General features: G+C 35.3%; 16 protein-coding genes and 1 tRNA gene. 10 read left to right on the forward strand and 7 right to left on the reverse strand.

Annotated features, from left to right (window positions below; all coding sequences use genetic code 11):
* Positions 1 to 96: 96 nt before the first annotated feature.
* Positions 97 to 1317, forward strand: coding sequence for an MFS transporter (locus ACFILU_RS07845; protein ID WP_273790812.1), 1221 nt, complete (start codon positions 97 to 99; stop codon positions 1315 to 1317).
* 872 nt (positions 1318 to 2189) lie between these two features.
* Here the strand turns inward: ACFILU_RS07845 and carA are convergent.
* Positions 2190 to 3386, reverse strand: a complete 1197-nt coding sequence (gene carA / locus ACFILU_RS07850; protein WP_375675502.1) for a glutamine-hydrolyzing carbamoyl-phosphate synthase small subunit — start codon at positions 3384 to 3386, stop codon at positions 2190 to 2192.
* A 257-nt stretch (positions 3387 to 3643) separates the two neighbouring features.
* On the opposite strand from carA, the gene ACFILU_RS07855 reads away from it, so the two are divergent.
* Entirely contained in the window at positions 3644 to 4096 is a 453-nt protein-coding gene (locus ACFILU_RS07855) for a GatB/YqeY domain-containing protein (RefSeq protein WP_273790810.1), read from the forward strand.
* A gap of 677 nt (positions 4097 to 4773) precedes the next feature.
* Here the strand turns inward: ACFILU_RS07855 and ubiC are convergent.
* The 4 genes from ubiC to ACFILU_RS07875 all read right to left on the reverse strand — a co-directional run bounded on the left by ubiC (position 4774) and on the right by ACFILU_RS07875 (position 10466).
* Complete coding sequence (gene ubiC / locus ACFILU_RS07860; RefSeq protein ID WP_375621383.1) at positions 4774 to 5280, reverse strand: chorismate lyase; 507 nt, start codon at positions 5278 to 5280, stop codon at positions 4774 to 4776.
* Positions 5281 to 6376: 1096 nt separating this feature from the next.
* Positions 6377 to 6628: a GlsB/YeaQ/YmgE family stress response membrane protein gene (locus ACFILU_RS07865; protein ID WP_273790808.1), complete on the reverse strand. Its 252-nt coding sequence runs from the start codon at positions 6626 to 6628 to the stop codon at positions 6377 to 6379.
* 858 nt (positions 6629 to 7486) lie between these two features.
* Complete coding sequence (locus ACFILU_RS07870) at positions 7487 to 9178, reverse strand: Na/Pi cotransporter family protein (RefSeq protein ID WP_375664072.1); 1692 nt, start codon at positions 9176 to 9178, stop codon at positions 7487 to 7489.
* Positions 9179 to 9248: 70 nt separating this feature from the next.
* A complete protein-coding gene (locus ACFILU_RS07875) occupies positions 9249 to 10466 on the reverse strand; it encodes a mechanosensitive ion channel family protein (RefSeq protein ID WP_375631190.1) in 1218 nt (405 codons plus the stop codon).
* Between the two features lie 135 nt (positions 10467 to 10601).
* Between ACFILU_RS07875 and dnaG the strand changes: the two genes are divergently transcribed.
* From dnaG to ACFILU_RS07890, 3 genes are all read left to right on the forward strand, one after another.
* Positions 10602 to 12539 (forward strand): DNA primase, encoded by a 1938-nt coding sequence (dnaG, locus tag ACFILU_RS07880; protein WP_375631189.1) that lies wholly within the window; start codon positions 10602 to 10604, stop codon positions 12537 to 12539.
* 390 nt (positions 12540 to 12929) lie between these two features.
* Complete coding sequence (rpoD, locus tag ACFILU_RS07885) at positions 12930 to 14945, forward strand: RNA polymerase sigma factor RpoD (RefSeq protein ID WP_273790804.1); 2016 nt, start codon at positions 12930 to 12932, stop codon at positions 14943 to 14945.
* Positions 14946 to 15555: 610 nt separating this feature from the next.
* Positions 15556 to 16017, forward strand: coding sequence for a YcgN family cysteine cluster protein (locus ACFILU_RS07890; protein WP_273790803.1), 462 nt, complete (start codon positions 15556 to 15558; stop codon positions 16015 to 16017).
* Between the two features lie 27 nt (positions 16018 to 16044).
* On the opposite strand, the gene ACFILU_RS07895 is transcribed toward ACFILU_RS07890, so the two are convergent.
* Complete coding sequence (locus ACFILU_RS07895; protein ID WP_273790802.1) at positions 16045 to 16788, reverse strand: SIMPL domain-containing protein; 744 nt, start codon at positions 16786 to 16788, stop codon at positions 16045 to 16047.
* Positions 16789 to 16958: 170 nt separating this feature from the next.
* Here ACFILU_RS07895 and ACFILU_RS07900 point away from each other — a divergent pair.
* Positions 16959 to 17035, forward strand: a tRNA-Ile gene (locus tag ACFILU_RS07900).
* A gap of 1709 nt (positions 17036 to 18744) precedes the next feature.
* Positions 18745 to 18927 carry a hypothetical protein gene (locus ACFILU_RS07905; protein WP_273790801.1) on the forward strand — a complete coding sequence of 61 codons (183 nt, stop codon included), beginning with the start codon at positions 18745 to 18747 and terminating at the stop codon, positions 18925 to 18927.
* Here ACFILU_RS07905 and ACFILU_RS07910 read toward each other — a convergent pair.
* Entirely contained in the window at positions 18851 to 19165 is a 315-nt protein-coding gene (locus tag ACFILU_RS07910) for a helix-turn-helix domain-containing protein (protein ID WP_007347852.1), read from the reverse strand. The two genes, ACFILU_RS07905 and ACFILU_RS07910, sit on opposite strands and share 77 nt — an antisense overlap.
* A gap of 756 nt (positions 19166 to 19921) precedes the next feature.
* Between ACFILU_RS07910 and ACFILU_RS07915 the strand changes: the two genes are divergently transcribed.
* From ACFILU_RS07915 to ACFILU_RS07925, 3 genes are all read left to right on the forward strand, one after another.
* The gene (locus ACFILU_RS07915) at positions 19922 to 20206 is read left to right on the forward strand and encodes a hypothetical protein (RefSeq protein WP_375645318.1); all 285 of its coding nucleotides are present in this window, start codon (positions 19922 to 19924) and stop codon (positions 20204 to 20206) included.
* A gap of 267 nt (positions 20207 to 20473) precedes the next feature.
* Positions 20474 to 20785: a hypothetical protein gene (locus tag ACFILU_RS07920; RefSeq protein ID WP_273790799.1), complete on the forward strand. Its 312-nt coding sequence runs from the start codon at positions 20474 to 20476 to the stop codon at positions 20783 to 20785.
* Positions 20786 to 20837: 52 nt separating this feature from the next.
* Positions 20838 to 21008 carry a hypothetical protein gene (locus ACFILU_RS07925; protein WP_375631186.1) on the forward strand — a complete coding sequence of 57 codons (171 nt, stop codon included), beginning with the start codon at positions 20838 to 20840 and terminating at the stop codon, positions 21006 to 21008.
* Positions 21009 to 21152: the final 144 nt, after the last annotated feature.

The following is a 21152-nucleotide window of genomic DNA, read 5'->3' on the forward strand; positions in this document are numbered from 1 at the left end:
TATGTGAAAAGTATACGGTATATAATACTTTTAAAAGGAAAAGGGAGTTAAAATATAGCGGGGAAGTAATTGTATGCGTAAAATAGTGTGTATGTTATGCAAGACCAAATGCTCAATCCGAAATTTGTTCAGCGTGGGCTCATTTTAGTGTTCATTACTTTATTGTTAGATATTCTTTGTATTGCGATCATTTGTCCTGTTTTGCCTGAATATTTTTCTCAATTAACTGGAAAAGAGGTCAGTACATCTTTTGTAGAAAGAGGCAAATTACTTGCAGCTTATTCAGTGATGCAGTTTTTGTTTGCTCCTGTTATTGGCAATCTCTCTGATCGTTATGGTCGTCGTCCTATTTTGCTTCTCTCTATTATCTGCTTTGCTCTTGATAATCTCATATGTGCTATAGCATGGAGCTATTCTATGTTATTTATCGGGCGTCTTTTGTCAGGGATAAGTGGCGCTAGTTTTGCAACTTGTACAGCTTATCTTGCGGATATATCTGATGATAAAACCCGTACACGCAATTTTGGTTTGTTAGGCATTGCATCCGCATTGGGGTTTATTTTAGGATCGTTTATTGGTGGTTTTTTAGGTCAGTTTGGTCCGCGTATTCCGTTTTATTTTGCTGTTGGTTTTTCACTCATTAATTTTATTTTTTCTTGGGTTATGCTTCCAGAAACCCTTTCTTTATGGAATAGGCGCTTTTTTGATATTAAGCGGGCAAATCCCTTAGGTGCTTTTTGGCACCTGAAACAATATCCGATGGTTCTTTGGGTGTTATTGGTCTTTTTTCTTTATTGGTTTGCGGAATCTGTATGGTTAAGCATTTGGGCGTTCATTGCAAAAGAACGCTATGATTGGAGTTCTTTTTCTATTGGACTCTCCTATAGTGTTTTTGGGATAGGCCAATTTATTGTAGTCGCTCTCTTTTTGCCTTATTTTTCTAAACGATGGAGTGATTGGCATATTGTTATAGTGGGGCTTTTGTTTGCCTCCGTTGCTATGCTGGGCTATACATTCGCGACGCAGGGGTGGATGGTTTATATGGTTTGTATGTGTACAATGCTTGAATATCTTGTTCATGCACCTATACGTGCGATTGCTTCAGCGCAGGTACCGACAAATGTACAAGGAGAACTGCAAGGAGCGATGACATCTGTTATTTCATTAAGTTTAACATTTGGTTCTGTTTTTTATGTGTTTCTTTTTGAATGTTTTACAGATAAAAATGCACTGTTTTATTTTTCAGGTGCTCCTTTTGTTGGAGGCTTTTTTCTTCTTGTCGTTGCGACAGTTATTTTTGCCTTGCGGGTACGTTAATTTGTTGAGAGAGGCCGGTACGTACTATTTTGCTAGAAGAATGCACAAGATAAACAAAATGTATCATTTTATAGGCAGAAAGTTTTTTTGTGATATTTGTTTAACAAAGTGTTATATAAAATATCGATATATCCTTCTCATTTAGTGCAAATAATTTTTTTTATTTTGTGATATTGTTTGTATAGGGGAGTCCGTATTTTTTCTATTGCTTGCAAATTAATATCCAGTGCTAATGCAGCAGCATATTGAAAACAAAAGATTAAAACGTATCTGCGTTAGATGTATCAGTATTGTATGAACAATTCCAAATTTTATATGGCAAATTGGAAGTAAAATATTGCTTATATTTGTTGGCATAACTTCTGGAATCGAAAGAAAACCTCATTTTGGAAGAATATAAAGTTGTAAAATTGAAAAGATGTTTTCTGTTTTGCTATTACTTTTTTATTCGGCTTTACAGTTTTCAAAACCATCTACGGCAATATCTTTTAAAAAGTAGAGATTTGTTGCATTGTCTCACACTTTAATTTCTTTATTCTTTAGGAGGAGTTATGCTTCTCATGCAAAATAGAATGCTTAAAATTGTATTGTGAATCCAATGCTTATTCGAAGGTTAGACACTTTACTCTTTTTAAAAATAGTTTTTATCGATACACTTACCTTGCTTGGGGGAGAAGCCAATGATTTTGATGGATACGACCTTAAGAGAAGAGGAAGGAGAAAAATTTAAGCTATTCAGTGCGCTCTTTTTAGTTTCAGAATGATAAATAATAATACAACTTCAATAAGTTGTAGGTATAAAAATAATATAATTGTGCGTAGGAAGATGATATAATTTAAAGGAGAGAAGTTAAAAGGTGAGGCTTTTTATTTTAAGATATTTTTTTATAATTCATAATGAGATCACAAAAATGCTGAAAGAGGTAGTGGCTATCTTGTGGTCCAGGAGAAGCTTCGGGGTGATATTGAACAGAAAAAACAGGTTTTCCAATGATTCGAATACCACAGTTTGAACCATCAAAGAGAGAAATATGTGTTTCTTGAACATGTTGTGGTAAAGAGGAAGAATCTACGGCAAAACCGTGATTCATCGATACAATCTCAACTTTTCCAGTGTTAAGGTCTTTAACTGGGTGGTTGGCACCATGATGTCCTTGGTGCATTTTCACGGTTTTTGCACCAACCGTAAGAGCGAGAAGTTGATGACCAAGACATATTCCAAAAATTGGCAAATTATGATCAATTAATGTTTTAATCATTGGAATGGCATATTGAGCTGTAGCTGCGGGGTCTCCTGGTCCATTAGAAAGAAAAACGCCATCAGGGTTCATTGCCAGAATTTCTTTTGCAGTTGTGTGGGCAGGCACAACAGTAATGCGGGCTTTTTGTGTTGCCATAAGGCGAAGAATATTGCGCTTAATACCGTAGTCAATTGCAATGATATGAAGATTGTGCACATTGTTTGTACCGTATCCTTTATTCCAACTCCATGGTTTTTCATTCCATTGCATTGATGATTGAGATGTCACGTCTTTCGTAAGGTCAAGATTGACGAGACCGTGCCATTTTTGCGCACGTTTCTTTAAAGAAGGAATATCAAAGTTTCCATTAGCATCATGTGCAATGACAGCATTTTGTGCACCTTTTTCACGAATAAGAATTGTGAGTGCACGTGTATCAATACCACAAAGTGCAATAATTTTACGCGTTTTAAGCCATTGATGAAGATTTTCATTGGATCGATAATTTGAGGGATGTGTAATATCTGCTTTGAAAATAGCGCCAACAGCACCATGACAATTGAGAGGAGAGAGATCTTCAATATCTTCGCTATTTGCCCCTACATTTCCTATATGAGGAAAAGTAAAATTAACGATTTGTTGTGTGTATGATGGGTCGGTGAGGATTTCTTCATAGCCTGTGATGGCGGTGTTAAAACACACTTCAGCTTCAGCGATACCTGTAGCACCTGCTCCTTTGCCTTCAATAACGGTTCCATCTGCTAAGACTAAGAGGGCTGTCGGTTTTTTGATACTCCAAGGGTGGCTGGGTGAAGTTGCTTGTATCATAGTATGTATCCACAATTTATTCTCTGAAAGGTATAATGACCAACTTTACACAAAAATCATACCTTAACAGATGCTGTGTATATTATTCTGGTAACGTTTCGCTTGAAATAGGCAGTATAAGTACATTCCATGAAGAGGTAAAGTCTTGTTTTAGCTTTTCGAAGATCGAGTCCTTAATTATTTTTTTATCTTCCATTGCAAGATGGATAAAGATTGGTTAAAAGGCATATTCTTCTTGAACAAAATTGGATAAATTTATGTTGCGTAACCAGATTGATGGGGCTCTTAGGGCTGCTTTGAAAGTGCAAGATAGTGCGCGTCTTGCTACACTTCGTTTAATGAATGCTGCAGTTAGGGATCGTGATATTCTTTATTATGATGAGGGGAAGCTAGAAGTGGATGATCAGCAGATACAGTCTGTTTTCACTAAAATGCTTCAACAGCGTGAAGAATTGATGCGAGCCTATAAAGAGTCTGGTTGCTTGGAATTGGCAGAGAGAGGACAAGCAGAAATAGAAGTTATTCGTGAATTTCTTCCCTATCAACTTAAGGAGATGGAAGTAGAACAGGTTCTTTGTGAAGCTTTGGCACAAACAAAGGCTGAAAAATTACGCGATATAGGTAAGGTGATGGCATGGCTTAAGGAACGGTATGCGGGGCAAATGAATTTTTCTAAAGTGTGCAATAGTCTTCGTAAAAAATTGCAATAGATCTTGTTAATTCAATGGGATGGGAAAATATTTTTTATTGTGCGTCACCTTTATAAATCAGTAGGATTTTGATAAATATCATTTATTTTTTATATCCATACTATTATCAAAAAAATATTTTTTTGAAATCAACGAAGTTTTTTTGGAGCTCATAGAGCAATAAACATTCTTTTATGTATTATATTTTTCTGTTCTTCAAAGCTGTTAGATCATTAAAAAACAAAAAGGTTATAGAGTTTTTACTTTTAAAAAAAGATCTATTATTTGCACTGTTAAAAATTTTAAAACAGGATGATTAAGTTAATTGATACAGATTTCCAATTTTGGGGAGTGTATTATTGTCTTTTTTGCTGTTTCAAAGCATTTGTTTGATAAAGAGTTACCATATTTAGAGTAGTGATTATTCGGTAAGAAATTTAAATATAGATGGTTTTATCAATATGGCGTGTATCTTTTTAATTCAAGTGCTGGTTTTAATGATAAGAAAATCAGAATTTTAGAACGTTTTTTCTAGGGAAGAGATTTTTAAAGCTGAGTTTATGAAATAAAAGGATATTTTGAAAAGAAATCTTTGTTTTTAATGTGTTCTTGAGATAATTTTGAAATTCTTTTCTCTGATTAAATCCCTTATAAGCTATATAAAATCTATAAATTATGCAGAATAAAATGAGTAACCTCTATTTGTGGGGATACAGTGGTGAATCTGTTAAAAATAGTTCAGTTAGCAACAATGGCTTACCCGTTAACCGCAAACGGGAACGGCGTGCCCATAGTGCACCTTGTTGACCAATATGAATGTAATCGCGGGTTAATTTGTCATTGTTAAATAAATAATGTCCTAGAGGTACAGTTCCCAAATGCATCAAGGCTTGATTGTGTAGGAGGGTTTCTTGTGGAATTACAGTGCGTCCAAGGAGCCAAGGTTTATTATCTCCCATTAATATGATTTCGCGTAGCCAATAACGCGCACTTTCGGGGAGATGCTCTGCTTCTTCTGTTAATTTATCTTGCGTAATAAAACATTCGCGTTGTGGTTGAACTTGGAGGCAGGTACAATATTTCTTTAATCGAAGCGTCATCGAGCCCGATTCCATGAGCCAATCGCGAACGTTTTCTGGTATTGGAGGATTTTGATCAGAGAACCACGTTAGAGGCGGTAAGATGGAATCTTCAAGATCAGACATCGTTTTACTCCACAGCTAAAGTCTTATTCCATATGTTATGTTGGGTTAAATAGATAGCTCTATTGTAATACAAGGAGTATAAAAGCAGCAAGATTTTAACAGGAAGATATCAAAGGGAAAGTCGATTGCAAAGGTCTTTAAAAGAAGATATGCGGGAAGTATATATTATAGGATTATTTTCATTAAAAAAGCAAAATAAGGTATTATGTTTTATCCAAGGCGCTTTCACAATGCGTTACGGAAATTTCTTTATCGCATGAGAGCAATGGGAAAAATGTTTCGTACTTTAAAATTCGTTTGTAACGCATATAAAGAAGAGCTAAAAATTCATCTATGCAAGATGATATAAAGAGGAAGTTTTAAGAGGAACAAAACTTTATTTTATACTTTAGAAAGTGAAGAGGTATTCAAATCTTTTGAATTGAGATGTAAAGGGGATCGTATTCTTTATAATCAAGAAATTTATATTAATGCATATATTTTTGAAAACTTTAAAATACATTATATTGTTAAAATTGTTAAAAATTACTTCACATAACATAATTTGTAGTAATTCTATAATAAAGTTACATTAATATTATTTCATATTTATTTTATATACTATTTTCTTTCATAGATTAGAAAAAATTCTTTATCATTTTGTTCTTACCGTCTCTCTTTATTTCTTAAGATGCAAAAAAGCTCTTCGAGTTTTCTTGGTAAAAAGGGCATTGTTGATAGAGTGTAAGCTATTAAGCATTATACGGTAGAATTTTTAATCATCGTTAGTGATTTTTGTAACCTTATGAATTGTTATTACAGTGAGATATGCTGGATTTGCGCACGTGGTACAAAAATCAGTTCGTATTTCGTTAAAATAACGCAACATATCTCTCCTGATATGCGTAAGTTTATATAGGTATGAAATGGTGCGTTATAAAGTTCTTTACTGCATTTCGTTTTATAATACGGTGATGGTGTATGCCTAAAATCGCAGCTTAAGCATCTCACCATCATATCAAAATTGGTAACACCAAGTTACAAGAAAATATTTCAAACTCTGCTAGTTGTTTCCTAGTTTTGTATTGAATTCCAAAAGGTGTAAAAAATAAATACTCTATGATCGAATTTTTTGTCCTATCCATATAAGAATACAGGCTCCTATAAAACCTGAAATAAGATAGCCAAGCCAACCAGCAAAACTTACACCTAAAAGACTAAAAAGAAAGCTTGCTAGCGCAGCGCCAATAATCCCTAAGATAATATTTAACAATATTCCTGTTTGGCTTTTCATAATATACTGTGCAGCCCAACCTGCAATCCCGCCGATAACAATAGCTGCAATCCAGCCGATGTTTGCATTTTCCATGATACCCTCCTTTGCCTGAATTTAAATTGTAACTAGAGTAAACTTTGTAAAAATCAAGGTTTATTCCTTTTTTACCCAGTGGAAAGGATATTGCTTTTAGATATTTTACTTATTACTTTCCTTTATATGAAAATAATATTCACATTATGTATCATAATAATACTTAATAAGTATAAATATATAATACATTTTAATTTATAAACAAATTAATTAATTTAGAAATACGAATAAAATAATAAAATATTAGTGAAAATGTTTTAATAACTCATAAAGTGTATTTATAAGCTTTTTAAAGCTCTCTCGTAAATTGAAAAAAACAACTATGATTAAAGCAATAAGTAAAATGGATATTTAAAAGTTTGGAGCTTGCCAATTGATATCAATGATGTTTGAAATTAAAACTGCTTTGTTGACACGTTATAGCGTGGCTGTATAGGTTTAGCCTCTACAGATCTTGATATAAATATTGCATTTTTGTGGGGTTTTGCATTCCTTATAGAGCATTTCTGTTTTGCTGCTACTGTGAAGCGATCCCCTTTTTACAAGGCGAGTTTAGGTTGGAACTATCATACTCTTGACCTACTCTTTATGTGTTTAACAGTCTTGGCTTTGAGATGGTTAGGCATTTTTATGTCTTTCTTCAAGAGTTCTATTCTACATGCTGCTTTGTTTGTAATATGCAAGCAAATGACTTTGAGCAATTCATCATGAATAGATTTTAAATGAAAGAAATTTACGATGAAGAAAGCTCATTTAAATTGTCAAATAATAAGATGTTTTGATTAAATCAATATCTTGACCATATTCAAAATTGAATAATCGATGTGATGTGTGTTTTATTCAAGTTATTTGAAAAGTTTAAGTTTTTTCTGTTTGTTCTTCAGCAGGGGTGCGTAGACGAGAACTTTGAAGAAGTCCCTGTTCTTCTAAAATGGGGTAGATCATTGAGGTCAAAAGAGAGTTGATTTGTTTGAGGTCGCGCACAGTGTCGAGATGAAGACTGGATGATTCTACATTTTTGAGATCCCCTTCACGCAGACGTTTAAAATGTTTTAAACTCATCTCTTTTTCTAAGTTTCGTAGTTGATCTTTTTTTTGTACCAATAGGTGTGCAGTATGTGTATCACGTGAGACGAGAACGTTAAATGCTATATGCGCGTTGGCTAGTACAATGGCGTGGAAACGAAGGAGATCACTCCAGCCCTCGCTGCTGAACTGTAAACCTTTTTGTTGTTTCTTTTTAACCAGCATCAGCATATTATGAATAATGATATCGCCTGCTTGGTCTAATTTTATACAGGCGCCTAGAAGTTCTTGCGTTTGAAAAGCTTCTTCGTCAGATAATTTTTGTCCCGCTAATCGTGCAAGATAAAGTTTGATGGCGATATGTTTTTTGTCCAATATGGTGTTGAGTTGGTTGAGTTCACGAATAATATTGGGATCAGGATTTTCATAAAGTCCCATGATTTTTTCTAGCATGATGTCTACAAGATCACAAATATGAATGACTTCACGCATGACATTTGAGAGAGCGAGAGTTGGGCGTTCAAGAACACTGTCATCAAGAGCTGTTTGATCGGATAAATTGAGCGTTTTGTTAGCTTGCATTTTTTTTGCACTTATATTCACGATCTGAGTGGTTAATTTTAAAACCCATTTTGAAAGTGGTATTCCAGCAAGGAGAATGAAAACATTAAAAATGATATGGGCGTTGATTACTTGAGTAGGGGCGTTATTGCCAAGCCATGTGATGGGAGGGTGAAAGGAGAGAAATAAGATAAGTATAAGGATTGAACCGGCCCCACGCATGAGTAAGTTTCCTAAGGGAACGAGGCGGGTATTAGGAGAGGCGTTGCGCGTTAAAAGTGGTGCTATAAGAGAAGAGCCAAAGTTGACACCAAGAACCATGACAACACAGAGTTGCGTATGAATAAGATCGTAATTGGCAAAATTGACCAGCAAAATGATTCCTGCGATGGATGAATGTAAGAGGTAGGTTAAGCCAGCAGCCAACAAAAAAGAGGAAACAGGATCGGTTGAAAGATAACGAATGATGCTAGGCAAAATTTCGCTTTCACGTAAAGGTTCTGTCGCTGTACTTATCATCTCTAAAGATAAAATCAAAAGACCAATACCGATGACAATACGTCCTATTTGACGCCATTCACGTTTTTCTGTTGTCATGAAGATACAAGTGCCAATTAAAAGACACAAGGGCACAACAAGAGTGAGGTCATAGGTGAGAATTTTTACAACGATTGCTGACCCTAATTCTCCTCCACGTACAGCCATAAGTCCTGCTACTCCAGAGACAAAACCAGATTCAACGAAAGAACCAACGAGGAGCGTTATTGCTGTAGAGCTTTGTAAAATCATTGCTGTAAAAAGTCCAAAACTTACAGCAAACAATGGTTTTGAAATGACGTGGCACATTTTATATTTAAGTCTGTCACCATAGGCGCGTTCAATTCCTGTGCGCACCATGCGTGTGGCCCAGAGAAGTAAAGAAATAGCGCCGGCAAGATGAAGGAGTACCAATGAACCATTCATGATACTTTATTCTTTCTTTGTTGTTGTGAATGTGGTTACTTCAAAATTAATAAATTGAAGTTTATTGTTTTTATTTCACTTTTGCTTTTAATACTTGATTAAAATCATAACCGCTTGGATTTTGAAAAACCTTTAGACCAAAACAGGGCAGAATAGAATAAAGGTGATCAAAAATATCGCCTTGAATTTGTTCATAGTCTATCCAAACGGTGGTGTTCGTAAAGCAATAGATTTCTAAGGGTAAACCATTTTCTGTAGGAGGTAATTGCCTTGCCATATAGGTCATATTAGGGTTGATATTTAGATGCTGTTGTAGATAAGCAAAAACATAAGCACGAAAAGTTCCAATGTTGGTTAAACGGCGCGTATTGGCTAAGACATCATGATTTTTATCTAATTGAGCATTCCATTGATCAATTTCTGCTACTTTTTGCGTGAAATAATTTTCTAATAAATTAAATCGAGAAAGATATTTTTGTTCTTCTTCTGTGAGAAAATGGATACTTGATTGATCAATAAAAAGGGAGCGTTTGATGCGTCTGCCACCTGATTCTTGCATGCCACGCCAATTTTTAAAAGGGTCGGTCACAAGTTTACGGATAGGAACTGAGGTGATGGTGTTGTCGAAATTTTGAACTTTAACAGTATGCAAGGCAATTTCAATAACATCACCATCGGCACCGAGATTGGGGATTTCAATCCAATCTCCAACGCGAACCATATCAGTGGATGAAATTTGAATACCGGCAACGAGAGAAAGGAGCGTATCTTGAAAAATTAACATGAGAACCGCGGCCATTGCACCAAGACCGGAGAAGAGAATAAGAGGGGAGCGGTCAATCAATGTAGCGACCATTAAAATTGTTGCAACAGCAAAAAGTGCAATTTTAGCAATTTGAATATAACCTTTTATTGGTTTTAGTCGTGCTGTTGGTCGTTGTTCGTAAAGGATGTTAATGACATTGAGACAGGAAGAAATTGTCAGGACAACAAAAAAGATAATGAAGGCGTTGGCAACATTACCGATGACAGTGCTAAATGCATCGGGCAATGTTGGAATAAAATTAACACCAATTGAAAGAATAAAAGCTGAAGTGATATTTGCCATGTATTGAATAGCATTATTAATATCGATCGTTGTATTTTTGGGGAGAAAAGAAGAGAGTTTTTTTGCTCCGTGAATAAGTAATTTTCGTCCTAGAAAGTTCACTAAAAGGGCAGCTATAGTAAGAATAATAAGCCAAGAAATAGCCTCTAACCACGGATATTGAACAATAAATTCGATCACTTTTTTATTCTCCATTTCTAAAAATATATGCAGTTGAGGGTTTTAAATTTTACAACTGCTTAAGAGGAAGTATTGGAATTATGCTCTAAAGTCGTTAAATATGCAAAAAAGAAATTTCAAACTCTGTGAGAGATAATGCGTTTTCCGCCCGATTTCCTTAATGAACTGCGTACGAGACTCCCAATTTCAACAGTGATTGGGCAACGGGTGGATTTTGATCCTCGAAAAAGTAAGCCTTCACGGGGAGACTTTTGGTGTTGCTGTCCATTTCATGGTGAAAAAACGCCAAGTTTTCATTGTGATGATCATAAAGGGCGCTATTATTGTTTTGGTTGTGGTGTAAGTGGAGATATTTTTACCTTTTTGTGTGAGCTTGATGGATTGCACTTTTCAGAAAGTGTAGAGCGTTTGGCTGATTTTGCGGGAATAAAACTCCCTATTTTGGATTCACAAAGTCATAAACGTCAACTGGAAAAAGCTGACCTTTATGATGTGATGAAAATTGCTACAGATTTTTTCCAATATAATTTACGCGATAAAGAAGGTACGCAAGCACGTCGTTATTTGGATGCACGTGGTGTTACACCAGAGCTTGTAGAGCGTTTCCGCATTGGTTTTGCACCGGTAAGGCGTACAGCTTTGAAAGAAGCTTTGAGTGCACGGGGCATTTCAATAAAGCAAATGGAAGAATGTGGGCTTCTCTCAGTGCATGAGGAGAGCGCGGATTCTTATGACCGATTTAGAAATCGCATTATGTTTCCTATCGAAGATTTGCGCGGACGTGTGGTGGCTTTCGGAGGGCGTGCATTAGAGAAAGAGACACGAGCAAAATATCTCAATAGCCCTGAAACAGTGCTGTTTCATAAAGGAAATATACTTTATAACGCGGCAGCAGCTCGCAAAAATAGTCGCTTTGTTGGCGATGAAAAAATTCATTCACTTCTTGTTGTTGAGGGGTATATGGATGTCATTGCATTGACTAAAGCTGGTTTTGAAGGAGTCGTAGCGCCCTTAGGGACAGCATTAACGGAAGCGCAAATTGAGCTTTTATGGCAGATGGGGAAGGAGCCCATTTTGTGTTTTGATGGTGATGATGCTGGTTTAAAAGCTGCTTTTCGTGTTGCTGATCGTGTGTTGCCTCTTTTAAAGGCTGGAGTTTGTGTACGCTTTGTTTTGTTGCCACAAGGGAAAGATCCTGATGAAATTGTTTGTGCTGGTGGAGCACAGCTTTTTTCTTCTTTTTTGCAAAAGGCAATTCCTTTGAGTGAGCTTTTATGGTGGCGAGCTACCTATGGAAAGCATTTTGAAATTCCAGAGACACGAGCAGCGCTAGAAAAACAACTGAAACAACAAATTTTTACGATTAAGGATGAAGATGTCCGTCGTTATTATTTGCAAGATGTAAAAAAACGCCTTTTTGATTTTTTTCGTCCCTCTTTTTCGAAAAAAAAGGGGGGAGGGCGATATGATCAATCTTCACCAAATAGGACCTTTAAAGATCAAACCTTTTCTCTGTTAGCAAATTCTGAAATAGTACGAAATTCTTCGCAATCTATTCCTTTGCGTGAAGCAGTTATTTTACTCACTTTAGCTTACTATCCTGAGTTGTGGTATGAAAATTTTGAAATTCTTTCTGAGTTAGAATTAAAAAATACTCAATTGATAACTCTTCATCAAGCTATGTTGGAAATTCTTGGGGACCAACAGCTTCATGATAAAGAGACGATGGTTGCATTCTTAGAGAAAAGAGAACAAAAAGCTCTGTTAGAGCGTATGAAACATCTTGTGCAAAATATTGGTATGCGTATTATCCTTGGTGGAGCCCCTATAGAAGATGCACGTGCTATATTAAAACAAGCTGTCTACTTGCATCTTCAAGAACACCACCTACATAAGAGATTACAGGATATTGAAGAGCAACTTGTAGAAAATCCTAAGAGTGAGGTTTTTGATCTGCTTCGTGAGGTAAAAAATGAGCTGGAGCAGATGCAGGCAACAGAAGCGTTAATTGAAGGGTTTGGAAGTTGGTTGGATGAAAAAATAGACGGGAATACACAAGATACGATAAAATGATTCGCTTTTTTAATGCGAATCAGTCACTTAAATTTTAGATGAGGAACTTTATGTGGAGTGACATTTTTGTAAAGATGACAATTAAATTTTAGAAAAAGCGGGTAAATTTTAGGAAAAGCGGGAAATTGGTTCTTACGATAGGGTACAGAGATTATCTCAGAAGGGCTGAGAGGTGTCGGGGAAACTTCTGGAGTTTTCCCGCGTTTTTGTCTGGATGTCGAGTTTGTCTGGATGTCAGGGCATATACAAAATGTATTCTTTCCAATAGTAATCTCTTAAAAGGAAGTATATATGAGTAACTATTGGTAGATTTTAGTGAGAACAAACAAACTGGTCACATGGAAACTATGGTTATATGGAAACTGTGAAGTGATCGAGTGGAGTTATGGTATGGCAACAAAGGTTAAACAGAAAGATAATGCAGAAGTAACAAGCCAAGCGAGTTTGGATAGTCCTCTTCTTGATTTTTCTGATGATGCCATCAAGAAAATGATTAAGCTTGCCAAAAAAAATGGTTACGTAACAATGGATGAACTCAATGCAGTTCTTCCGTCTGACGAGGTTACATCCGAACAAATTGAAGATATCTTGGCGATGTTCTCTGAGATGGGGGTTAATGTTGTGGATGATGAGGATGAAGTTGAGTCTGAAAATTATGAAGAAGAAGTTACGGTAGAGGGTGGTGATTTAGTAGAAGCCTCTAGCCACGCAATTGCAACGACAACGAATAAACGCGAAGTAACAGATCGTACGGATGATCCGGTGCGTATGTATTTGCGTGAGATGGGAGCTGTTGAGCTTCTTTCGCGGGAAGGCGAAATTGCCATTGCTAAGCGTATTGAAGCAGGGCGTGAGACAATGATTGCGGGACTTTGTGAGAGTCCTTTGACTTTTCAGGCTCTTATTATCTGGCGTGATGAGTTAAAAGAGCAGCGTATTCTTCTTCGTGAAATTATTGATCTTGAAACGACTTATGCTGGTCCAGAAGCAAAGCAGGCTCCTATTATTGAGCGAAGTGAAGTTGATAAGACGGTAGAAGAAAAAATGTCTTCTGGTATACGTAATATGGGGGAGAGCGCAGGAGAGAGAAATATTGAAGACGATGATGAAGAAGACGATGACGATGTTAACTTATCGCTTGCTGCAATGGAAAATGAGCTTTGTCCTCAAGTTATGGAAACATTGGATTTTATTGCTCAAACCTATGTGAAATTACGAAAATTACAAGATCAGCATGTTGAAAGCAGTTTGGCAGAGCGTAAAGAGGGGGCCCTTACTTCTTCTCAGAAGAAGAAATATATTCAATTAAAGGGTGAGTTGATTCAAGCAGTAAAATCTCTTTCTTTAAACCAAAATCGTATTGAAGCTTTGGTTGAACAGCTTTATGACATCAATAAGAGATTGATTCATAATGAAGGTAAGCTGAAACGGATTGCCAATAGCTATGGCATTGGCCATGAGGACTTTTTAAAAGAATACCAAGGGCGTGAATTGGACGCAGATTGGATGAATTATATTGCTGCCTTGCCTACACCTGGTTGGAAAGAGTTTTCGGTGCGTGAAGCAAAAGAAATCCAAAAACTGCGAAGTGAGATACAAAATCTTGCGCAAGAAACGGCTATTTCGATTGGTGAATTTCGTCGGATTGTTATGCAGGTGCAGAAAGGTGAACGCGAATCAACTATTGCGAAAAAAGAGATGGTAGAATCTAATTTGCGTCTTGTCATTTCAATTGCAAAAAAATACACTAATCGTGGTTTGCAGTTTCTTGATCTTATTCAAGAAGGCAATATCGGTTTGATGAAGGCTGTGGATAAGTTTGAATATCGGCGCGGCTACAAGTTTTCAACTTATGCAACATGGTGGATTCGTCAGGCTATTACACGTTCAATTGCAGATCAGGCACGTACAATTCGTATCCCTGTTCATATGATTGAAACAATTAATAAAATCGTTCGTACCTCGCGTCAGATTCTCCATGAAATTGGACGAGAACCAACACCAGAAGAATTATCTAGCAAGCTTTCTATGCCGTTAGAAAAAGTACGAAAAGTTCTTAAAATTGCAAAAGAACCTATTTCTCTCGAAACGCCTGTTGGTGATGAAGATGATTCCCATTTGGGTGATTTTATTGAGGATAGGAATGCGTTATTACCAATTGATGCAGCTATCCAAGCTAATCTGCGAGATACGACAACACGCGTTCTTGCTTCATTAACACCGCGGGAAGAACGTGTTTTGCGGATGCGTTTTGGAATAGGGATGAATACAGATCACACGTTGGAAGAAGTAGGACAACAATTTTCAGTTACAAGAGAGCGTATTCGTCAGATTGAAGCAAAGGCACTTCGTAAATTGAAACATCCTAGCCGTTCACGAAAATTGCGCAGTTTTCTCGATTCTTAAATAAAGGAATTCTTGTGCATTTTAATAACTTCCTCTTTCTTCTTAATGAAGGGGGAGGTGCGTCATGTTGTACTTGGATACTTTCTTGAGAAAAACATGGGAAGAATTTGAATAATCTAGAAAGTTTGCGATGTTTAATGTTTTTCTTAGCTTTGGGGCTTTATACTTCTCTGTCTCAAAAGAATAGATATAGGGCAAAGGGTGTTTATGGAGTAGAGACTAGGGGGGCTTTCAAGAAATGAACGATAAAAAAATTACCTTGCGTATAGCGCAGCTCGTTTTTTAAGAAATGGGATCTATTAGGAATAAACTTATATTGCAACATACGGACTTTTTGATGAAAAATGTGTATTCTTTTGCGGGATTTTTCTATCATTTTAGGTGACTCATTTTATTCTTTGTCAGTTTATAAAGGGATGTTTCAATAGGTTATGTTCATTTATATGCGCTATTTTTGAATATTCTCTTTTTATTCAGATAGATTTTAAGAACATGGTTTAAAGTATACATTGAGTTGAATCTTTTTAAGAGACAGAAATAGATGAAATTATAGAAATTAAACGTTTTATTTTTATAGATCGTCTTAATTAAAAAAGGTGTGTCTGAGTTTATGAGTGGAGAACTCCCCTTTTGGAAAGTAAAAAAATTAGAAGAGATTTCCATTTCTGAGTGGGAGAGCCTTTGTGATGGCTGTGGCCGTTGTTGTCTCCATAAAGTTGAGGACGACGATACGGGTGACCTTTATGCAACCAGTATTGCTTGTCGTCTTTTAGATGGGGAAACTTGCAGGTGTCGAGATTATGCTCATCGTAAATCAATAGTACCAGATTGTATGTCGCTAGACATTACGACAGTTAAAACAGCGCGTTGGCTTCCAGAAAGTTGTGCTTATAGATTAATTTATGAGGGAAAAGATCTTCATTGGTGGCATCCATTAGTATCAGGAGATTGTCAGACGGTACATACAGCGCGTATTTCTGCACGCGGACAAATAGAGGTTTACGAAGACGAATTATTATCTGAGGAAGAATATCTTTATCACATTACTGGTCTTCTACGTGAAGGCCAGTAATGTAATTTTTATACAACTGTTTGTGACTTAATCGATCGCAAAGACTACAGTGACGCTCACGTTATAATTTAATTCACCACCTGCAAAATTTGTATTTGCGTAGCTGACATCTGCTGCTCTACTCATGAGACGTGGTGTTGGGTGATAGTAATCATCCTTTTCATTGATTTCAATAATTTTTCCTAATTTTAAATCGGCCGCTTGCGCTATCGTTTGCGCTTTTTCAATGGCTTCAGTAATGGCTTTTTTACGTGCTTCTTGATAAAATGGCTTGGTATCTGCGTTGGTAAAAGTAATGCCGTTAACTGAATTAACACCTAGTGACATCGCTTGATCAAAGATTTTACCAGCATTGGTAAGATCACGAATGCGTACGGTTAAAGAATTTGAAACATGATAGAGTTTTTCATTATTCTTTTTTTCGTGCTGTTTATCAGAGGTTGACTGATAAATGGATAAGCCTGATGTTTGCAAATCATTTGCTTGGATACCATTGTTTTTAAAAGCTTTTATAATATCATTGATGGATTGATTATTGGAAGCTAATGCCTTTTGGGCAGTTTTATCATAGGTAACAACGGCTAGATTAATAATTGCCATATCCGGTGCGGCTTGACTTTCTCCGATTGCTGTCACTGTAATTGTTGCATTTTTCATTTTATTTTCTTCAGCATAAGCACGTACAGTCAACGATGTGGTTAAGAGTGTAAATGCTAATATAACTGTTTTAACCAGAGAACCCTTCAGTGGTTGAATTTTCTTTTCTATCATATCTATACCTTTATATTTGTCAGTTAGTTATTCTCTCATTTTTAAGAGTTTTTGTAAAGAAATTAGAGCACTGAAAAAAAAACCAATAGAAAAGAGAAAAAGATGGGTTATAATCTTTGTCAGCTCTTGTATCATAGGGCATTTTAGTTTAGAGAGAAACAACCTATGTGGGGCCTGTAGCTCAATTGGTTAGAGCCAGCGGCTCATAACCGCTTGGTTGGGGGTTCGAGTCCCTCCGGGCCCACCAATAGGGAAATATCCAATAGAAAAATGGATCGCTTATATAAAAGTTTTGAGATTCTACCTTTTTCGTTTTTTTTATTTATTTTCCTGTTTGTTCTAAAATCCTTTAGTCGTTGTTTGTTTCATTTTTTTCTCTCAGTCACTTTAATATTTTAATATAAAGTGAGGGTATATTTTTTTAGTCTCATCAAAGAAGTTCTCTCATTTGCAACATTGTAGCATTTTGATTAACTGATATGTGTCGCTATTTACTTGCTTAATTCATATACTGTTTTGTACTTTTCCTGTGTGATGTGCTTCATAAAATAGAAGACTAAAAGCTTCATTAGATAAATTTATTTATACTTGTTCTGCAAATAAACAGATCTCAATAAAACCAATTTTAAAGATTGGACCTATTCAGAACAAATGGCTCAAAAAACATTTAGTGTAAATTTGCTTTTTTCTAAGTGATGTTAATGTCTTTTAGACGTTCGAATAGCATCATCGTGATGAAAGGTTGTATATAAGAGAATGTGATTTATAGGCGTTCATATGTATCATGGGGTCAACGATGATAACATTTGTTGATATTTTTTTTCCCAAGAAAGGAGTTCTATTTGATTTTTGAGAAATATTGTTCATAGTGACGGAGGCGTGTTCTCTGAAAAGAATTTCATCAATTGTTCTTTGAAAAGTCAATTTAGGGATTGTTTCTATCGCTTTGCATCATCCAGATTCTATTGTAATAAGCATTTTATTATTCTGTAAGAAATGTTTTCTATGATATTAAAAAATTCGTTAAAATGCCATTTTCTATCTTTGTGTATTTTTTTCTTAATATTCAAATTATAGAGTTTTCATGTGAGCCGAATTATTATTGAAGAGCAGATGTCTTTTTTAATTTTACTCTCATAAGGGATTGGCAATATTGCGGTAAACCTACCACTTTTTTGTATTGCTAACCTTTTTCTCGTATTGATCGTGTAGAGAGTTTTATCTTTGTTATGAGTTTTCTCTCTTATGAAAAAGTATTGGCAGAGAGGGGGATTTTTTTTGTAAAAGTACACTTCTTCTTCAAAATCATACTTTGAAAATATAATTCTTCATTTGCATAAGGGAATTTCTCTCTTGTTGTAAATCTGTATACAATTTACGTACAAAGATTGTGCGTGGTGATTCGTTTTATTTTTTAAGAATATCATTTTTGCTCATGATAGAGACTTATATTAGTATTTACAAGGTGTGTTTAGAGGGGAGGTTACCTGTAAACGTGTTACAGAGTTTTAGGTAGTGTGGCTCTGTTTATAAGAATTTATTCCTATAACATTGTTATATTCTTGCTTTGCAATATTGTTTAAAAAACATAGATAGTGCTATGTAGCATAAAATTGTGATGTATGTTTTCAAAAAGCTTTTTCGTGTTCTCTTATATAGAGTTCAGGAGTGTCTTCAGGGATATTTTCACATTAGTTTTCATTGGTCCGAATCGCAAGATCTGCATAACATTATTCGCGTTTTTGATAGATTATACCAATTTTCATAAGTAAGGTCTGGATCGTGTGATGCCTTTTGTTTCACCATGGTACATGACTAATAGAACTTCATCTGATTTTGTAAAATAAGTTTGTACACAATTGCTTCCATACTGCCTATTGCAAATATTTTTTTCTAAGGTATGAGATATATTTGAACGCTTTAGCGTTATATAGTTTGACTACATGGAGTATGACTATGAAGAATGATAAAAAATTTGAAACAACTTTATCTGATATTATTGTGAAATGGGAGTCTTTATCGACGTCTCAAAAGCAAGCGATATTGGATAAAGTAGAAAATTCTACAGATTCTGCTCATTCAACAGAACATTTAAGGCTTCAATCTTCTTTTTATCTCCAGACGAAATCAAAGTTATGAGTTTTAAATCTTCATCGGAGATGTTGAAACCAGTTATTACATATATGGCACTAGCATTTCCCAGTGTGTTCAAAATAGCCATGAGTTTATCTACAGAAGGCCTCTTTCCCCCATTTATCATTTGTTGGACGTAATTTTGTCCACAGCCTGCAGCTCTGCTTATTTCAATCATTGTTCGTCCGTCACTTTTTATCAATTCAACTAAGCGTTGGAACCAATCTTTTTCAGTCTTTGTCATTTTTAGACCTTTACATATTTACGCTATAGCGTTAATATTGCGTTGCGAATCCAGAATATATGATACAAGGAGCGTGAAAATATCCATGTGTAGCTCTTCGCTAAGGAAGCATATAGAGTTGTTTTTAACTAATAACAAAATGTCCCCATACACTTTCAGATTCGAATCAATAAAAATGGTTGCTTAGTTCCACGGTTGTGAAAAAGTAAATGTGTATACCAGAAAGGGCGATACACACTCGTATGTTTATGAGATTTCACTGTGATAGTATACGTAGCAGCATTATAAATCAAGATATACCCCAGCATCAGAATTTGTAAAAAAAATTCTGCGTTGAGGTAGTATGTGAATATAACGAAGCTTTAGAGCCTTAAGAGATAGGATAATGGCTGTAGAAAAAATGTAAATTCATAGGCAAAGAATACTGATTTCTCCTTTATTGTAATAAATTAGATCACTATCAGATGGTATATCGTATATATGCATTAAAAAATTGGGAAATATCAAAAAAGTGATCTTGGATATTTTATTAAATAGGAAGGTAATCTGATCCACAAAGGTGGTTGTTTGGTGGAATTATACATTCGATCAATGCCCTTATGGGGATGAGTGTGTTTTTATGATGCTGCGGTTTATAATGAAGTCTGTGTTTACAATGATATTGTTATTTATAACAATGCATTAACATATGGTTGTGTAGTCGTTCGTAAGAGTTTGCATGTTTATGAAAAATAAGCACTTTATCGTTATTTGAATATGAGTGGAGATGCATATGTTTACGCTAATGCGGTCTTTTTTGATCAAGTTTTGAATGTTCAATGTATTGAATTTTATGGTGATACTCGTGATTGTAGAAAGGCTCGAGTTTATAATGATGCTTTAGTTTATGGTGATGTAAAGATTTGTGGGAAGGCAAAATTTTACAGAAATGCTGTGCTTTATGACAGTGAAGATTTTTGTAATAATGAAAAACTTTCATATAGCCGCATTCCACATGGCGTAAAAAGGAAGATAGGAACGATTTGGGCAAGGCTTTTATGATTGCATTGCGTCGTTAGTTTTATTTGACGTTCCTTATTTTTTGTATTTTGTGTCAATAAATGTGTCGCAAATAATTGGTGTGAGTGTAGATTTAGCCGCTTTCAGAGATTTGTTTGCGCCATTGATCAATGCTTTAATGGAGAAAATAAAAATGCCGAGAGTGATTGTTCACACTTGGAACATGCAATTTATTGCATTCTTTTTTTGATTGAGGATGAAACAAATTGGTCAAGATGATCACTTGAGCGACAATTAAGGGAGATCCAAATGAGTGTAAACGAAATTTTATTGGGAGCAATGGTTGTTGTTTTGTTGTGCAGCGGGGTTATATTTCGGTTTTCTTTATATTATCGCAGTCAAGTGAAAATTTTAAAAGAGGAATCTAGAAGAATAAAGCATGAGTTTTTAAGAGATTCTATGAAGATGACTGAAGAACGAGATAGAGCTATTAGAGAGCAAAGTATGGTGATTAAAAGACGTGACCAAGCAATTGAAAAACTGAAAAAACAAATTAAGCAATATGAAAAAAATGAAAAGAAATATAAAAAAATGCTTAAATCTGAAGATGATAAAGAGTGATTGTATTCATATTTTGCATTAAAGGGTTTGAAAATGTGTTAGGAAGATTGGAATGACGAGAGAGATAAACTTTAATGAAGCCAATTATGGTGCTGATGGAGATATTGTATTAGAAGAGAATATTCAAGTTTACTCTGATTTTATGAAAACATTTAAGTTTATAAGACAGAGCGTCGTTGGTCATAAAATAAGAGTTTATGATGATAAACCAGTTTATAGGTAGGCTGGTTATTAAAAAGCGCGTCTATACAATCCAGCAATTTTATATTATTGCTGGAAACAATTTTGCACGTTCCTTTTAGATGTAAGGTATAAATGCTACGATAGTTTCAGCTAATAGGTATAAAAAATTGCATGATAATAGGAA

The organism is Bartonella sp. CL100XZDX (assembly GCF_042195375.1).
GTDB lineage: Bacteria > Pseudomonadota > Alphaproteobacteria > Rhizobiales > Rhizobiaceae > Bartonella.

What these genes read in the sequence shown, in the direction of transcription:
- ACFILU_RS07845 (WP_273790812.1), top strand. Translation starts at nt 97, where the DNA reads ATGCAAGACCAAATGCTCAATCCGAAATTTGTTCAGCGTGGGCTCATT.
- carA (WP_375675502.1), bottom strand. Translation starts at nt 3,386, where the DNA reads ATGATACAAGCAACTTCACCCAGCCACCCTTGGAGTATCAAAAAACCG.
- ACFILU_RS07855 (WP_273790810.1), top strand. Translation starts at nt 3,644, where the DNA reads ATGTTGCGTAACCAGATTGATGGGGCTCTTAGGGCTGCTTTGAAAGTG.
- ubiC (WP_375621383.1), bottom strand. Translation starts at nt 5,280, where the DNA reads ATGTCTGATCTTGAAGATTCCATCTTACCGCCTCTAACGTGGTTCTCT.
- ACFILU_RS07865 (WP_273790808.1), bottom strand. Translation starts at nt 6,628, where the DNA reads ATGGAAAATGCAAACATCGGCTGGATTGCAGCTATTGTTATCGGCGGG.
- ACFILU_RS07870 (WP_375664072.1), bottom strand. Translation starts at nt 9,178, where the DNA reads ATGAATGGTTCATTGGTACTCCTTCATCTTGCCGGCGCTATTTCTTTA.
- dnaG (WP_375631189.1), top strand. Translation starts at nt 10,602, where the DNA reads ATGCGTTTTCCGCCCGATTTCCTTAATGAACTGCGTACGAGACTCCCA.
- rpoD (WP_273790804.1), top strand. Translation starts at nt 12,930, where the DNA reads ATGGCAACAAAGGTTAAACAGAAAGATAATGCAGAAGTAACAAGCCAA.
- ACFILU_RS07890 (WP_273790803.1), top strand. Translation starts at nt 15,556, where the DNA reads ATGAGTGGAGAACTCCCCTTTTGGAAAGTAAAAAAATTAGAAGAGATT.
- ACFILU_RS07895 (WP_273790802.1), bottom strand. Translation starts at nt 16,788, where the DNA reads ATGATAGAAAAGAAAATTCAACCACTGAAGGGTTCTCTGGTTAAAACA.
- ACFILU_RS07905 (WP_273790801.1), top strand. Translation starts at nt 18,745, where the DNA reads ATGAAGAATGATAAAAAATTTGAAACAACTTTATCTGATATTATTGTG.
- ACFILU_RS07910 (WP_007347852.1), bottom strand. Translation starts at nt 19,165, where the DNA reads ATGACAAAGACTGAAAAAGATTGGTTCCAACGCTTAGTTGAATTGATA.
- ACFILU_RS07915 (WP_375645318.1), top strand. Translation starts at nt 19,922, where the DNA reads ATGAGTGGAGATGCATATGTTTACGCTAATGCGGTCTTTTTTGATCAA.
- ACFILU_RS07920 (WP_273790799.1), top strand. Translation starts at nt 20,474, where the DNA reads ATGAGTGTAAACGAAATTTTATTGGGAGCAATGGTTGTTGTTTTGTTG.
- ACFILU_RS07925 (WP_375631186.1), top strand. Translation starts at nt 20,838, where the DNA reads ATGACGAGAGAGATAAACTTTAATGAAGCCAATTATGGTGCTGATGGA.